Here is a 14,805-nt window from a genome sequence, read left to right on the forward strand (position 1 = left end):
CTCAGCTTTCCCAACCGGCTTGATACAGCTTGCCGTGGGCCTTATCCAGCGCTGCACGAACGGCCGGCGAGTGCTGGTAGATGTCGACGAATTTGATCAGGCGCGGGTCGGTTTTGCTCTTCGGCTGGATGACGAACTGGATCACGTATTCCTTGTGGTCGAGGCCGTCGAACAGCAGCGCGGAACCGGCATCGAAGGTCTTCGCCAAGCGAATGTAGGCCGGATAACCCTGGACCAGATCGGCGTCGTCATAGGCGCGTACCAGTTGCACCGCTTCGACTTGCAGAATCTTGATTTTCTTCGGGTTGGCGACGATGTCGTCTTCGGTGGCCTTGTAGCCGACGCCCGGTTTCAGCGTGATCAAACCGGCCTTGGCCAGCAATTGCAGACCACGGCCGCTGTTGATCGGATCGTTGGCGATGGCGACGCTGGCGCCTTCTGGCAGCTCATCAAAGCTTTTGTATTTTTTCGAGTAGAGGCCGACGTTGTTGATGATCCCCGGCGCGAACGGCACCAGGTCGAAACCTGACGCAGCCTTGGCGTTTTCGAGGAACGGGATGTGCTGAAAGTAGTTCACATCGATGTCGCCGGCGGCGAGGCTGACGTTCGGGGCAATCCAGTCGGTGAACTCCACCAGCTCGACTGTCAAGCCTTGTTTGGAGGCCTCTTCGACGGCGGCTTCCAGCGGGATGGCGAAGGCGGCGGTGGTGCCGATTTTCAGCGGCGCGTCGGCGGCGAAGATCGCCGAACTGAACAGACCGAGGGCCAGGGCCAGTGCTTTGACTGGGTGGGACAGGGTTTTCTTGGTCATGATGGTTTTCCAGTCAGTGCATGAATTTTTGGTGTCTGTTGCGGCTTCATCGCTGGCAAGCCAGCTCCCACAGGTTTTGTGAACGCCACAGAACCTTGTGGGAGCTGGCTTGCCAGCGATGCTTTTAGCGGCGGTACGAAGAGCCGGTGTGTTGCTCAGGCAGCTGCGCCTCCCCGTGAAACAGCTTCTCGCGCAAGCTGCCGCTGTCATACGCCGTCTTGTACGATCCGCGCCGCTGCAGCTCAGGAATCACCAGGTCAATAAAATCGAGATAGCTTTCCGGGGTAACAATCCGGGTCAAATTGAAACCATCGAGACCGGTTTCGGCGATCCACGACTCCAGCTCATCCGCCACTTGCTGAGGCGAACCGACCACGGTGATGTAACGACCACCGAGGGCGTGCTGGTCGAGCAATTTGCGCCGGGTCCAGTCGTTGTTCTGCAGGTTTTTCGTCGCCGATTGAATGGCGTTGCTCTTCACGTACTGGATCGGTTCGTCGATTTCGTACTGAGAAAAGTCGATGCCGGTCGACGCGGAAAAATGCGCCACACCGGCCTCGGCACTGGCGTAACTCAGGTACTCGGCGTGCTTGGCCCACGCCGCTTCTTCAGTCGCGCCGACGATCACGTTGAGGCCCATGAACACCTTGATGTCCTCAGGGTTGCGCCCCGCTTCAACCGCGCTGGCGCGCACCTTGTCGACCTGAACCTTGGTCGACGGTTTGTTCTGGCCGCTGATGAACACGCACTCGGCATGACGCCCGGCGAAGAGCAAACCGCGATCTGAACTGCCCGCCTGAAACAACACCGGCGTGCGCTGCGGTGACGGCTCGCAGAGGTGATAACCCTCGACCTGATAGAACTCGCCCTTGTGTTCAACCTTGTGCACTTTGTCCGGCTGCGCGTAGATCCGCTGTTCGCGATCGTTGAGCACCGCGCCGTTTTCCCAGCTGCCTTCCCAGAGTTTGTAGAGCACTTCCAGGTACTCATCGGCCTGATCGTAACGACGGTCATGCTCGACTTGTTCGCTGAGGCCCATGGCTTTCGCGGCGCTGTCCAGATAACCGGTGACGATGTTCCAGCCCACGCGTCCGCGACTCAGATGATCGAGCGTCGACATGCGCCGGGCGAACAGATACGGCGGCTCGTAGGTGAGGTTGGCGGTGAGGCCGAAGCCGAGGTTTTTGGTCACGGCGGCCATGGCTGAAACCAGCAGCAGCGGGTCGTTGACCGGCAACTGGATCGACTCTTTCAGCGGCACATCGACCGAGTTCTGATAGACGTCGTACACGCCGACGATGTCGGCGATGAACAACCCGTCGAACAACCCGCGCTCCAGCAATTGCGCCAGTTCAGTCCAATATTCAATGGTGTTGTAGCGCGTTGAGGTGTCGCGCGGATGCGTCCACAAACCGTGATTGATATGACCGATGCAGTTCATGTTGAACGCGTTGAGCAGGATCTTCTTTTTCGCCGCGCTCATCAGATCGTTCCTCGCAGCGGAGGGTTTTCATCGTTGAGGTAATAATTGCCCACCGCGTGATATTTCCAGCGCACCGGGTCGTGCAAGGTGTGCACACGGGCGTTGCGCCAGTGACGGTCGAGACCGTGTTCGATCAACGTCGCCTGGCTGCCCGCCAGTTCGAACAGCGTGCTGCCGGCGGCGAGGGAAATGTCGGTGCTGATAGCGCGGGCCTCGGCGACGGCAATCGAGGCCGCGGCGACAGTTTCGGCATTGCTCTGGGCTTGTGCGGCGTCGAGAAATTCGCCGGCACGTTCAAGCAGGGCTTCGGTGGCGTGCAGACGAATGCTCAAGTGGCCGAAGCTTTTCAGCGTCAGCGGGTCTTCGGTGGCTTTGTCGTTGCCGGAGTCGATCCATGGGCGGGTTTTGCTGCGCACAAAATGCAGGGCGTCTTCGTAAGCGGCGCGGGCGATGCCGGTGTCGATGGCGGCGTGAAGGATCTGCGCCAACGGGCCAACGGTGGTCGGGCGTTCGAAGGCGCTCTGGAATGGCAGCACGTCTTCAGCGGCGACGTAGACGTCTTCGAACACCACCGAACCGCTGCCGGTGGTGCGCTGACCAAAGCCGCTCCAATCGTCGATCACGGTCAGGCCTTGGCTGTCGCGCGGGACGAAGGCCAGTTGCTGCACGCCGTTTTCATCAACAACCGAGGTCGGAATGCGCTGCGCGTAAATCGCGCCGGTCGCATAGAACTTGCGACCGTTGATGCGATAACCGTCGCCGTCGCGCTTGAGGCTGGTGACGCGGTCGTGAGCGGTTTTGGTGCCCAGTTCCGCCAGCGCATTACCGAAGCGCTGGCCGGCGAGTACTTCGGCGTACAGCCGTTGTTTTTGCGCGTGGCTGCCGTTCACGCGCAGCACTTCCAGCGCATAAAAATGGTTCTGTGGAATCTGCCCGAGCGAACCATCAGCCTGAGCGATCAGGGCGATGACTTTGGCCAGGGTGACGTTGGACACGCCAGCGCCGCCGTATTCCTTCGGCACGCTGATGCCCCATAGGCCCGAGCGGGAAAACACGTCGAGTTCCGGCAGTGGCAGGCGTCGTTCGCGGTCGCGCACGGCGCTGTCGCGTTTGAAATCTTCGGCCAGGTCGCTGGCGACAATCAGGGCTTGCTCATCGCTGGTGATGACCGCGACGTGATGGGAAAAAGTCATAGGTTTCTCCATTGCACTTGAGAAAGTGTGCGGTCGTCTCAGATCCAGGAATGGCGAGCCGGCAAAGTACCGTTGAGGCGATAGGCGCCGACCGCGTGATATTTCCAGCGCACCGGGTCGTGCAAGGTGTGCACGCGGGCGTTGCGCCAGTGACGGTCGAGGTTGAATTCGGCGAGGGTCGCGCGGCTGCCGGCCAGTTCAAACAGTTTTTCGCTGGCGAGTAAGGAAATCTCGGTGGTCAGCACTTTCGCTTCGGCCACGGCAATCGAAGCGCGCGCGGCGGATTCGGCGGTGAGCGGCGCTGCGTGCACCTGATCAAGGACTTTGCCGGCCTTTCGCAGCAGCGCTTCGGCGGCGTGCAGTTCGATTTTCAGTTTGCCGATGTCGGCGATCACGTAGAGGTCATCGCTGGCCCGCTCGACCTTGGCATCGATCCATGGCCGGGCGCGGGTTTTGACGAACTCGATGGCGTCATCGATGGCGCCACGGGCGATGCCGGCGTCGATCGCTGCCTGAATCAGCTGCGACACCGCGCCTTGGGTGTTCGGGGTTTCGTTGATCTTCCAGTTGTCGACGACCAGGCTCGATTCGACGCGCACGTTGTTCAGCAGGATCGTGCCGCTGGCGGTGGTGCGCTGGCCGAAACCCGACCAGTCATCGACGATGCGCAACCCCGGGGTGCCGCGACGGACGAAGGCCAGCACTTGCTTGCCGTCATCGTTGAGCGCTTTGACTGCGACCCAGTGCGCGAACAGTGCGCCAGTGGAGTAAAACTTCTGGCCATTGATCACGTAATCGTCGCCGTCGGCGGTGATCCGCGCTTTCAATTCCAGGGTGTTTTTGGTGCCGCGTTCCGGGCCGGCATTGCCGATGCGCCAGCCTTCCAGAACGCTCTGGAACAGCTGCTTTTTCTGCGCTTCGGTGGCGCTGCCGAGCACCAGATTGATGATGCCGAACTGGTTCTGCGGGATCTGTCCCAGCGCCGGGTCGGCGGCGGAAATGATCGCGAACACCTCGGCCAGCGTCACGAATGAAACCTGCGGGCCGCCGTATTCACGCGGGATGGCAATGCTGCCCAGGCCGCTGCGAGTGAACTGTTCGATTTCCGACCATGGCAGCTTGCGCTGACGATCGCGCTTGGCGGCCTGCAGGCGGGCGACTTGCGCCAGTTCATGGGCAGCCTTGATGGCTTGGGCGTCGTTGCGCAAAACCTGCGCGGGCAACAATAACGGGGCGATGTCCAGATCCGACTGGACGTTTGCGTCTGCCAGACTGGACATCAGTGCCGCTCCTTGGCTGCACGCAATGCCCTGGCGATCTGCACTGGGGTGATTGTGTTCCGGACCATACTACCTACCTCACATCTCATGAAAAACGCCGCAAAAGTGCGACGAACGAAAGAATGTCCGGTGGTCCGGTTCATATACCCTAAGCGTGTATAAATATTAAATAAACTAACTTTTAGGAATATGCATAGAAGGGGTGATGGTCGGGTTGGTTAACAATATTTGTAAGCGCCAATGCGATCCCTGTGGCGAGGGGATTTATCCCCGTTGGGCTGCGAAGCGGCCCCAAAATCAGACAACGCGGTGCATCAAATACACCGCGTGTTATGGGTTTACGACTGCTTCGCAGCCGAGCGGGGATAAATCCCCTCGCCACAGGGGAGTGAAGTCAATATTTGCGGGATTCGGCGGCCTTGAACTCCGGCCTCAGCGGCACTTTCAGATAAGGATTCGCGCATCCAATCTTCAATGCCCGTGGCGGTGCCCAGCGCGAGTTGTTGCCGACCCGGTCGAGGATGCAATAGGTCACGTCCAGCCGCAGGTCTTCGCCCGCTTCGACAATCACCGCTGGCGGCACCCAGACCTGAATCGGCAAGCCGACATCCGCTGCCGTCAGCGGCGCCAGATCCATGCGTACATCGCCCCAGCGCAGGGTGATGGCGTCGTCTTCGGCCATGTTCAGGTATGGCTCGATGGTCAGCGGTACGCCGCGTTTGATCTGGTTCGGATTCACGCCCTGACGGCGAATGGTCTCGGGCAAAGTCACAGGTGCCAGTTGTTGGTTTTCGTCTTCGCACAGCGCCGAGGGCTGCCCGCCGGGGCAGTCGAGTTTGATCTGTACGCGCGTCGCCGCCGAGAGTGCCGGACCGTGGCCGACCTGCATCACTCGATAGTGAACGCGTGCCGAGCCGCTGATGACGAAGCTTTCCGGGACGCGCAGGCTCACCGCCAGGTCGACGTCCTCGGCGGTCAATACGTGCGAGGCGACGTAGCAGTTGTTCCAGAACAGCTCGATCAGATCCCCCGTGTCCATACCGGGATAGGGCGGCACATCGACCAGCAGGTGCGCCGCCGCTGCCAGGTTGATGCCGGTTTGTTGTGCGGGCGCCAGGGTCGGCGCTGCCAGCTCGAGGGTATGCGAAGTGCGGGTCATCGGTTTCTCTCCTTGAAGCGTTGCAACGAAGTCCGTTTCTGAAAAACAAAAGGCGTGAATTAACAGGCAATAAAACAATGCGTTTTGCTGTTATCAAAAGACTGTTGATTTCATTAAGTGCGCCGGTTGGCGACTAGATAAGAAGAAGCGGAGAGGGGAGTCAATAGAGGGAGTTAGTTAATCCGGGAATTACAGTCTAATCAGAAGCTTCCTACAGTGATGAGGCAGTCTGCCTAGGTGTGCTGGCGAAACAGGCTACAGTTTTAGCGATTTTTTATCACGTTCAATGCACAGCCATTTGCACACCGTTCGATAGTGCGTCACTAAATTAAAGTGAGTTATATCTGTTGCAGAACATATGTATGTGCCGCGCATTATTGGCTGGGATGGTGTTTGTGAGGGGCGGGGGACTTTATAAATCGCCTAACTTCCATCCGTGGAAGTTGGTGGCGGGTACAGATAAAAGTTCTCAGGCGTGATTCAGGAACTTGCTGAGAAACTGTTGGGTACGCTCTTCTTTCGGGTTGGCAAACAACGCTTTGGCCTCACCTTGTTCGACGATCACGCCTTTGTCGAAAAACACCACACGGTTGGCCACGTCGCGGGCAAAACCCATTTCGTGAGTGACGATGACCATGGTGCGTTTTTCTTCGGCGAGGCCACGAATGGTCGCCAGCACTTCGCCGACCAATTCCGGGTCGAGGGCCGAAGTCGGCTCGTCAAACAGGATAACTTCCGGTTCCATCGCCAACGCCCGGGCAATCGCCACACGCTGTTGCTGACCGCCGGAGAGACGACGCGGATAGGCGTCCTCTTTACCCGCCAGACCGACCTTGGCCATCAGCGCTTTACCCAGGGCAATGGCTTTTTCGCGCGCCATCTTCTTGACCACGATCGGGCCTTCGATGACGTTCTCAAGCGCGGTGCGATGGGGGAACAGGTTGAAGTTCTGGAACACGAAACCGACGTGTTGGCGCAGGTTGCGCACCAGCGCTTGTTGCTGGTTCAGCGGGCGACTGGTATCGATCTCGATATCGCCGACCTTGATCCGGCCGCTGGTGGGCTGTTCAAGGAAATTCAGGCAGCGCAGGAACGTCGTTTTCCCCGAACCGCTGGGGCCGATGATCGCGACGACTTCGCCTTCCTTGACCTCGAGGTCGATGCCGTTGAGCACGACCTGACCCTTGAATTGCTTGGTCAGTTTTTCCACGACAATCATCGCGTCAGGACTCCTGGTCGTGCCGATTGACCCGCTCTTCCAACTTGTTCTGGAAGTGCGAAAGCACCGTGGCCAGAATCCAGTAGATCAGCGCGGCGGCAAGATACATGGTGAAGACTTCGAAAGTCCGGGCGGTAATCAACTGGGCCTGACGGAACAGCTCCGGCACCTGAATGGTGGCGGCGAGTGCCGTGTCCTTGACCAGCGAAATGAAGCTGTTGCCCAACGGCGGCAACGCCGTGCGCATCGCTTGCGGCAGGATGGCCCGGCGCAGGGTTTGCGCACGGGTCATGCCGATGCTCGCGGCAGCTTCCCACTGGCCACGCTCGATCGAACCGATCGCAGCGCGCAGAATTTCACAGGCGTAAGCGGCCATGTTCAGCGAGAAGCCGATCAGCGCTGCGGGTAACGGATCCAGTTCGATTCCCAGTTGCGGGAAGCCGTAATAGATCACGAACAACTGCACCAGCAACGGCGTCCCGCGAAAGAACGACACGTAGACGCGCGCCAGCCAGCTCACTGATTTGAAGCGCGACAGGCGCATCAACGCCAGGCCGAAGCCCAGCAGCAAGCCGAAGAACATCCCGCCGAGGCTGAGGACTACCGTGTAGTACGCGCCCTTGAGCAGAAAGGGCGCGGAGTCCAGCAACAGCGCCGATGTTTCGGCGAGTTGCTGGCTCAACTGCGGGAAGTGCGCTTCGAATTGAAATCCAACTTCCATTATTTAGTGACGTCTGCGTTGAAGTACTTCTCGGACAGCTTCTTCAACGTGCCGTCTGCACGCAGTTCGTCGATGGCCTTGTTCACGGCAGCCAGCAGTTCCGGCTCACCTTTGCGCAGGGCAACACCGGCTTCTTGACGGGAGAAGGCTTCACCGGCGGCTACGGTTTTCGGGGCTTTCTTGGCGTATTCCAGCGCGGCCAGACGGTCGATCAGGATGGCGTCGGTGCGGCCGTTGTTGAGGTCGGCGAACTTGGTCGGATCATCGTCATAGGTGCGCACGTCAGCGCCCGGCACGTTGGCGCGGACCCATTGTTCGTAGTTGGTGCCCAGGCCGACACCGACTTTCTTGCCGGACAGGTCATTGGCGGTCTTGATGTTCAGTGCGGACTCTTTGCTCTTCAGCACCAGCGCCTGAATACCGGAAACGGTGTACGGCTCGGAGAAGTCATACTTCTTTTTGCGCTCGTCGGAGATGGTCACCTGGTTGACTACGACGTCCAGACGCTTGGATTCCAGCGCAGCGAGAATGCCGTCCCACTTGGTCGGCTGGATCTTGGCTTTGACGCCGAGTTTTTGCGCGATTGCTTCGGAGAGCTCGACTTCGAAACCGGACAGTTTGCCGTCGGCATCGACGAAGCTGAATGGAGGGTAAGTGCCTTCCAGGCCGACGTTGATAACGCCTTTGTCCTTGATCTGTTGCAGCTGCTCACCGGCGACTGCCTGGCCGATCAGGCCGGCGCTCAGCGCCAGGCCCAGTGAACCCACCAGCAGATTGCGACGTAGTGCGGAAAAATTCATGACGAGCCCCTGTGTTTTCTTATGGAAGACGCTAAAGGAAAGTTGGCGAATGGGTGATTCGTGCGCCTGCGTTATCGTGCCCTAAAGCAGCTTATGCGTCTTGCGCGAAATTCGCCTGCGGCGAGACTATAAGATGTCTGCGTTAGACTTGAAAATACTTAATATTTAATTTGTTAGATCTTATTTGAATATTGATCGTACCCACGCTCTGCGTGGGAATGCCTCTGGGGACGCTCCGCGTTCCAGCTCTAAAAGGGACGCGGAGCGTCCCAGGCTGCATTCCCACGCAGAGCGTGGGGAACGATCTCGTTACAGAAACTCCGTGTAGGCAAACAACGCCGGCGCGCCGCCGGTGTGCAAGAAAATGATCGGCCCCTCATCAAAGCGCTGACGCCCGATCCCGTCCAGCAATCCCGCCATCGCCTTGCCGGTATAAACCGGATCAAGCAACACCGCCTCCTGACTCGCCAGCAACTTCACCGCTGCCAACGTCCCGGCATTCGGCTCGCCATAACGCGGACCAAAATATTCGTCCCACAACTCGACCTTGAAACTGGTCGGCAGTTCGACGCCGAGCAGCGCCGCCGTACGTTCCGCGAGACCCTGCACCTTCGGCCGCTGGTCTTCTTCACTGCGCGAAACCGTCACGCCGATCACCGGCAATTGCGGCAGCACTTCGCTCAACGCCAGGGCCAGACCGCTGTGCGTCCCGGCACTGCCCGAGGCCAACACCACGGCGGCGAAATTCAGGCCGGTGTCTTTGATCTGCTCGGCCAGTTCCAGGCCGGCGCGCACATAACCCAGCGCACCGAGCGCATTTGAGCCGCCAATTGGCACCAGATACGGTTTCTTGCCATTGCTGCGCAAACGCACGGCGAGGGCGGCGAGTTGTTCATCAGCGTTGTCGAGGTTGTCGACCAGCTCGACCTTGGTGTCGAACAGATCCAGCAGCAGACGGTTGCCGTTGCCGGTGTAGTTGCTGTCGTCGGTGCCCAGCGGATTTTCCAGCAACGCCACACAACCGAGCCCGAGTTTGGCGGCCAGCGCAGCCGTTTGGCGAACGTGGTTCGATTGCAGCGCGCCGGCGGTGATCAGCGTATCGGCGCCTTGTGCCAAGGCATCGGCGGCGAGGTATTCGAGTTTGCGCAACTTGTTGCCACCCATCGCCAGCGGCGTCAGGTCATCGCGTTTGATGTACACCTCGCGGCCTAGCCATGTGGACAGGCGTTCGAGTTTTTCCAGCGGCGTCGGATGGCCGAGCAGGTCGAGACGGTTAAAGCGTTCCAGCTGATTCTTGATCATGAGTCCGTACTGGCGGAGAAAGATGAAAGGACTATAGGCACGCGCTTTTGCAGGGGCAACCGCGAATCGCTTATAGCCAAATGAACTGAGCCCAGCACTATCGGTTCTTAATTCGCCCTCATGAGCATGCCGTAAAGTAGTCGCCGTTGACGCGGCCAGACAGTCCGGCCGCCCGTGAGGAGTCTTTACCGTGAGCGAGCGTTCCAGCCATTGGCAATTGCAGACCATCGTCAGTCAACTGCGCAGCGCGCGGGATCAGTGGCGGGCACAGAACGGCCGGGCGTCCGGCGAGCAGGGTGGTCGCGAGTTGCCGTCGCGGGCGGCGATGGCGGAAATTCTGGAGGCGCTGTGCGGCGCGTTGTTCCCGATGCGTCTGGGGCCGGTGGATCTGCGCGAAGAGAGTGAGGATTTCTACGTCGGTCATACCCTTGATGTCGCGCTGAATGCCTTGCTGGCACAAACCCGCCTGGAGCTGCGCTACGTCGCCCGCCACAGCGCGCAGGCCGACACTGAAGTCGAGGCCCGCGCGATTCAAATCGTCCAGGATTTTGCCCTGGCCTTGCCGGGCCTGCGCTCGCTGCTCGACTCCGATGTGCTGGCCGCTTATCACGGTGATCCGGCGGCGCGCAGCGTTGATGAAGTGTTGCTCTGCTACCCGGGGATTCTGGCGGTGATTCACCATCGTCTGGCGCACCATTTGTATCGCGCCGGGCTGCCGTTGCTGGCACGGATCAGTGCGGAAATCGCCCATTCGGCGACGGGCATCGATATTCACCCGGGGGCGCAGATCGGCCGTAGCTTCTTTATCGATCACGGTACCGGTGTGGTGATTGGTGAAACCGCGATCATTGGCGAGCGCGTGCGGATTTATCAGGCGGTGACGTTGGGTGCCAAACGCTTCCCGGCAGATGAAGACGGTCAGTTGCAGAAGGGCCATCCGCGTCATCCGATCGTGGAAGATGATGTGGTGATTTACGCCGGGGCGACGATTCTCGGACGCATCACCATCGGTAAGGGTTCGACCATTGGCGGCAACGTGTGGCTGACGCGCAGCGTGCCGGCCGGATGCAATCTGACCCAGGCCAACCTGCAGCACGATGACGGCACGCAAAAGTAAGATCCCATGTAGGAGCTGCCGCAGGCTGCGATCTTTTGCTCTACAAAAACCACAGCAAAAGATCGCAGCCTTCGGCAGCTCCTACAGGTATGGGCATAAGGCCATGTTGCTGTTGAACGAATTCCTCCAAACCCGCGTCATACACCTCCTTGGGCTACTGTAGGAAAACTACCGCCCAGCCCTGCGATTAGTCCTTACCACCCTATCCATGTTTAACTTGAACGTTCATTCAAGTTAAACCGGTGGTTCGCTGCCCGCTCACAACAGGAGGCTTGCCTTTGCTGAGTCCGATCATTTCAGCCACGTCTAAACCCCTCGAGGTGCACGTTTCATGAGTGCATCGTCTACCCCCGCCAGCGGTCTGGTGCGCATGAATCCGCCGGTGTTCTACTTCGCCGCGACGGTCATTCTGCTGTTTGGTCTCGTCGTTATCGCCATGCCTGAACAGGCCGGCGCCTGGCTGCTGGAAGCGCAAAACTGGGCGGCCAACACGGTCGGCTGGTACTACATGCTCGCGATGACCCTGTATCTGGTCTTCGTGGTGGTCACCGCCTTATCCGGCTACGGCAAGATAAAACTCGGTGCCGACCACGACGAGCCCGAATTCAGTTACCTGTCCTGGGCCGGCATGCTGTTCGCCGCCGGGATCAGCATCACGCTGTTCTTCTTTTGCGTGTCCGAACCGCTGACCCACATGCTCCAGCCGCCGCAAGGCGAGGCCGGCACGGCGGATGCGGCGCGTCAGGCAATGCAGGTTCTGTTTCTGCACTGGGGCCTGCATGGCTGGGGCGTGTTCGCCTTCGTCGGCATGGCGCTGGCCTATTTCGCTTACCGCCACAACCTGCCGCTGGCCCTGCGTTCGGCGCTGTACCCGCTGATCGGCAAGCGCATCAATGGCCCGATCGGTTACGCAGTGGATGGCTTCGGCATCATCGCCACGGTGTTCGGCCTCGGTGCCGACATGGGCTTCGGCGTGCTGCACCTCAACTCCGGTCTCGACTACCTGTTCGGCATTGCTCACACCCAGTGGATTCAGGTCGGCCTGATCACGCTGATGATGGGCGCGGCGATCATCGTGGCGGTCTCCGGCGTCGATAAAGGCGTGCGGGTGATGTCCGACATCAACATGCTGCTGGCCTGTGCGCTGCTGCTGTTCGTGTTGTTCGCCGGGCCTACTCAGCATCTGCTCAACACCTTGATCCAGAATGTCGGCGACTACCTCGGCGCCTTGCCGATGAAGAGTTTCGACCTCTACGCCTACGACAAACCGAGCGACTGGCTCGGCGGCTGGACGGTGTTCTACTGGGCCTGGTGGATTGCATGGTCGCCGTTTGTGGGCCTGTTCATCGCACGGATTTCCCGTGGCCGCACCATCCGTGAATTCGTCTTCGGTGTGCTGTTGATTCCGCTCGGTTTCACCCTCGCGTGGATGTCGATCTTCGGCAACAGCGCCATCGATCAGGTGCTCAACCACGGCATGAGCGCGCTGGGCATGTCGGCCCTCGACAATCCGTCGATGAGTATTTACCTGCTGCTGGAAACTTATCCATGGAGCAAAACCGTCATCGCCGTGACGGTGTTTATCAGCTTTGTGTTCTTCGTCACCTCTGCCGATTCCGGCACCGTGGTGCTCTCGACCCTGTCGGCCAAGGGTGGCAACCCGGACGAAGACGGGCCGAAATGGCTGCGGGTGTTTTGGGGTGCGATGACCGCGCTGATCACCAGTGCGCTGCTGTTCTCCGGCAGCATCGATGCACTGAAGTCAGCGGTGGTGCTGACGTCGTTGCCGTTCTCGCTGATTCTGTTGTTGATGATGTGGGGCCTGCACAAGGCGTTCTATCTGGAGTCGCAGAAGCAGATCGCGCAACTGCATTCGCTGGCACCGGTTTCGGGTTCGCGGCGCGGCACGGGCGGCTGGCGTCAGCGTCTGAGTCAGGCGGTGCACTTCCCGTCACGCGACGAGGTGTACCGCTTCATGGACACCACGGTGCGCCCGGCGATTGAAGAAGTGACGGCGGTGTTCGTCGAGAAAGGCCTGAACGTGGTCACCCAGCCGGATCCGGCGAATGACAGCGTCAGCCTGGAAATCGGCCACGGTGATGCGCATCCGTTCATCTATCAGGTGCAAATGCGCGGCTACTTCACGCCGTCGTTCGCGCGTGGCGGGATGGGCTCGAAGCAGCTCAACAATCGCCGCTACTACCGCGCCGAAGTGCATTTGAGCGAAGGCAGTCAGGACTACGATCTGGTCGGCTATACCAAAGAGCAGATCATTAACGACATCCTCGACCAGTACGAACGCCACATGCAGTTCCTGCATCTGGTGCGTTGATTGGCAGCTGGGCGCCGGGACGTTTTACGACTCGGCGCTCAGCACCATGAACAACACCATCGCCGCCAGCGGCACGCCGAACACCGCACTGCCAATCGCTATTTCCGAACCCAGCGGTTGCTTCGCATGCACCACACCCACCGCGCCATTAATCACCGTCAACGCCAGCCACAGGGCGGCGAAGCTGTAGGCCATGGTCTGCCGGCTGAAACCGATGTGCTCGCCGATGTAGAGCATGAGGGCGAGCAGGACCAGGCCGAAGAAAATGATGATGGCGGTGTGCATTGTGGTGCCTGCGGGATGTGCGGTGCCTGATCGGCCGCCATCGCGGGCAAGCCCGCTCCCACAGGTTTCGGGGTTGGACACAAAATTTGTGAACGACGCAGAACCCTGTGGGAGCGGGCTTGCCCGCGATGGGGCCACCTCGGTGTCAGTTAGAGCATAGCCAATCCCGCCCCCGCCACTGCCCGTCCTGCTTCTCTACTGGACACATTTTGCGACTCCTGCACAGAGTTCGGTCGGCGACGTGTTTTGCTTGCTTGCCCGCGCCTGCCGTTGATCTGTCCCATAACCGAGCGTTTGTTCAGTACGCTAGTATTTATCTAAGTGTGTATCGTGTGTATAAAAGTCGCCTGCGTCCCCTAGAGTAAACAGCTCTAGCGGTCGAACAGGGCAAAGGAAATGCGCAGTCGGGAAATGATCAGGATGATCGAGGACGATGGTTGGTATCTGGTAGCGTTGAAAGGCAGTCACCACCAGTACAAGCATCCGTTCAAGCAGGGAAGGGTGACGATCAAGCACCCCGACTCCGATCTGCCCAAGGGCACGATCAACAGCATTTTGAAACAGGCGGGCCTGAAATGAGGACCGTTATTGGAAACGAAGGCCGTTTTAAGGGCCTGTCAGAGGAAGGACTCACTCACATGAAATTCCCGGTCGTTCTGCACAAGGATGCCGACTCAGACTACGGCGTGATCATCCCGGATGTACCGGGCTGCTTCTCTGCGGGCACTACAGTCGCCGAGGCGTTTGAGAATACTCAGGAAGCTTTGGCGCTTCATTATGAAGGCTTGGTCGCCGACGGCGCGCCGTTGCCTCAAGTGCGGGAGATTGATGCTCATCTCGATAACCCGGATTACGCGGGAGGGATCTGGGGTGTGGTCGATTTTGATATCACCCCGTATTTCGGTAAGTCAGTGCGGTTCAACGCCACGCTGCCTGAGCAGTTGCTTGAGCGCATCGACCAAACTGTCCGACGTGACCAACGCTATAGCTCCCGCTCCGGTTTCCTCGCGGCAGCCGCCTTGCGCGAACTCTCGATGTAAAGATGACCCTGTAGGAGCTGCCGCAGGCTGCGATCTTTTGACTTGTTTTTAAAGATCAAAAGA

The 14,805-nt window shown here is 59.3% G+C and carries 14 protein-coding genes; 4 read left to right on the forward strand and 10 right to left on the reverse strand.

Going from position 1 to position 14,805, the window contains the following annotated elements:
• Position 1: 1 nt before the first annotated feature.
• The 9 genes from PMI37_RS18430 to PMI37_RS18470 all read right to left on the reverse strand — a co-directional run bounded on the left by PMI37_RS18430 (position 2) and on the right by PMI37_RS18470 (position 9,968).
• A complete protein-coding gene (locus PMI37_RS18430) occupies positions 2-811 on the reverse strand; it encodes a MetQ/NlpA family ABC transporter substrate-binding protein (protein ID WP_008083604.1) in 810 nt (269 codons plus the stop codon).
• A gap of 124 nt (positions 812-935) precedes the next feature.
• Positions 936-2,294 carry an LLM class flavin-dependent oxidoreductase gene (locus PMI37_RS18435; protein WP_008083606.1) on the reverse strand — a complete coding sequence of 453 codons (1,359 nt, stop codon included), beginning with the start codon at positions 2,292-2,294 and terminating at the stop codon, positions 936-938.
• Positions 2,294-3,487: an SfnB family sulfur acquisition oxidoreductase gene (locus PMI37_RS18440; protein WP_008083607.1), complete on the reverse strand. Its 1,194-nt coding sequence runs from the start codon at positions 3,485-3,487 to the stop codon at positions 2,294-2,296. Before PMI37_RS18440 ends, PMI37_RS18435 begins: the two co-directional genes overlap by 1 nt.
• Positions 3,488-3,525: 38 nt before the next feature.
• Positions 3,526-4,767, reverse strand: coding sequence for an SfnB family sulfur acquisition oxidoreductase (locus tag PMI37_RS18445; RefSeq protein ID WP_008083609.1), 1,242 nt, complete (start codon positions 4,765-4,767; stop codon positions 3,526-3,528).
• Positions 4,768-5,161: 394 nt separating this feature from the next.
• Complete coding sequence (locus PMI37_RS18450; protein ID WP_008083610.1) at positions 5,162-5,926, reverse strand: hypothetical protein; 765 nt, start codon at positions 5,924-5,926, stop codon at positions 5,162-5,164.
• A 469-nt stretch (positions 5,927-6,395) separates the two neighbouring features.
• On the reverse strand, positions 6,396-7,145 hold the full coding sequence (gene tcyN / locus PMI37_RS18455) for an L-cystine ABC transporter ATP-binding protein TcyN (RefSeq protein ID WP_008083612.1): 750 nt from the start codon (positions 7,143-7,145) through the stop codon (positions 6,396-6,398).
• Positions 7,146-7,149: 4 nt separating this feature from the next.
• Complete coding sequence (gene tcyL, locus PMI37_RS18460) at positions 7,150-7,866, reverse strand: cystine ABC transporter permease (protein ID WP_008083614.1); 717 nt, start codon at positions 7,864-7,866, stop codon at positions 7,150-7,152.
• Positions 7,866-8,666 (reverse strand): cystine ABC transporter substrate-binding protein, encoded by an 801-nt coding sequence (gene tcyJ / locus PMI37_RS18465; protein WP_008083615.1) that lies wholly within the window; start codon positions 8,664-8,666, stop codon positions 7,866-7,868. The genes tcyL and tcyJ overlap by 1 nt, the downstream gene beginning before the upstream one ends.
• A 309-nt stretch (positions 8,667-8,975) precedes the next feature.
• Entirely contained in the window at positions 8,976-9,968 is a 993-nt protein-coding gene (locus PMI37_RS18470; RefSeq protein ID WP_008083618.1) for a D-cysteine desulfhydrase, read from the reverse strand.
• A gap of 190 nt (positions 9,969-10,158) precedes the next feature.
• On the opposite strand from PMI37_RS18470, the gene epsC reads away from it, so the two are divergent.
• Entirely contained in the window at positions 10,159-11,085 is a 927-nt protein-coding gene (gene epsC / locus PMI37_RS18475) for a serine O-acetyltransferase EpsC (RefSeq protein WP_008083620.1), read from the forward strand.
• 370 nt (positions 11,086-11,455) lie between these two features.
• Complete coding sequence (gene betT, locus PMI37_RS18480; protein WP_177323321.1) at positions 11,456-13,417, forward strand: choline transporter BetT; 1,962 nt, start codon at positions 11,456-11,458, stop codon at positions 13,415-13,417.
• Positions 13,418-13,441: 24 nt separating this feature from the next.
• On the opposite strand, the gene PMI37_RS18485 is transcribed toward betT, so the two are convergent.
• On the reverse strand, positions 13,442-13,702 hold the full coding sequence (locus tag PMI37_RS18485) for a hypothetical protein (RefSeq protein WP_008083624.1): 261 nt from the start codon (positions 13,700-13,702) through the stop codon (positions 13,442-13,444).
• Positions 13,703-14,098: 396 nt separating this feature from the next.
• On the opposite strand from PMI37_RS18485, the gene PMI37_RS18490 reads away from it, so the two are divergent.
• Together PMI37_RS18490 and PMI37_RS18495 are read left to right on the forward strand one after the other, a co-directional pair.
• Positions 14,099-14,281, forward strand: a complete 183-nt coding sequence (locus PMI37_RS18490; protein WP_008083625.1) for a type II toxin-antitoxin system HicA family toxin — start codon at positions 14,099-14,101, stop codon at positions 14,279-14,281.
• Positions 14,278-14,742 (forward strand): type II toxin-antitoxin system HicB family antitoxin, encoded by a 465-nt coding sequence (locus PMI37_RS18495; RefSeq protein WP_008083627.1) that lies wholly within the window; start codon positions 14,278-14,280, stop codon positions 14,740-14,742. The genes PMI37_RS18490 and PMI37_RS18495 overlap by 4 nt, the downstream gene beginning before the upstream one ends.
• The last annotated feature ends 63 nt before the right edge of the window (positions 14,743-14,805 follow it).

The sequence above is a fragment of the Pseudomonas sp. GM80 genome (assembly GCF_000282515.1).
Classification (GTDB): Bacteria; Pseudomonadota; Gammaproteobacteria; order Pseudomonadales; family Pseudomonadaceae; genus Aquipseudomonas.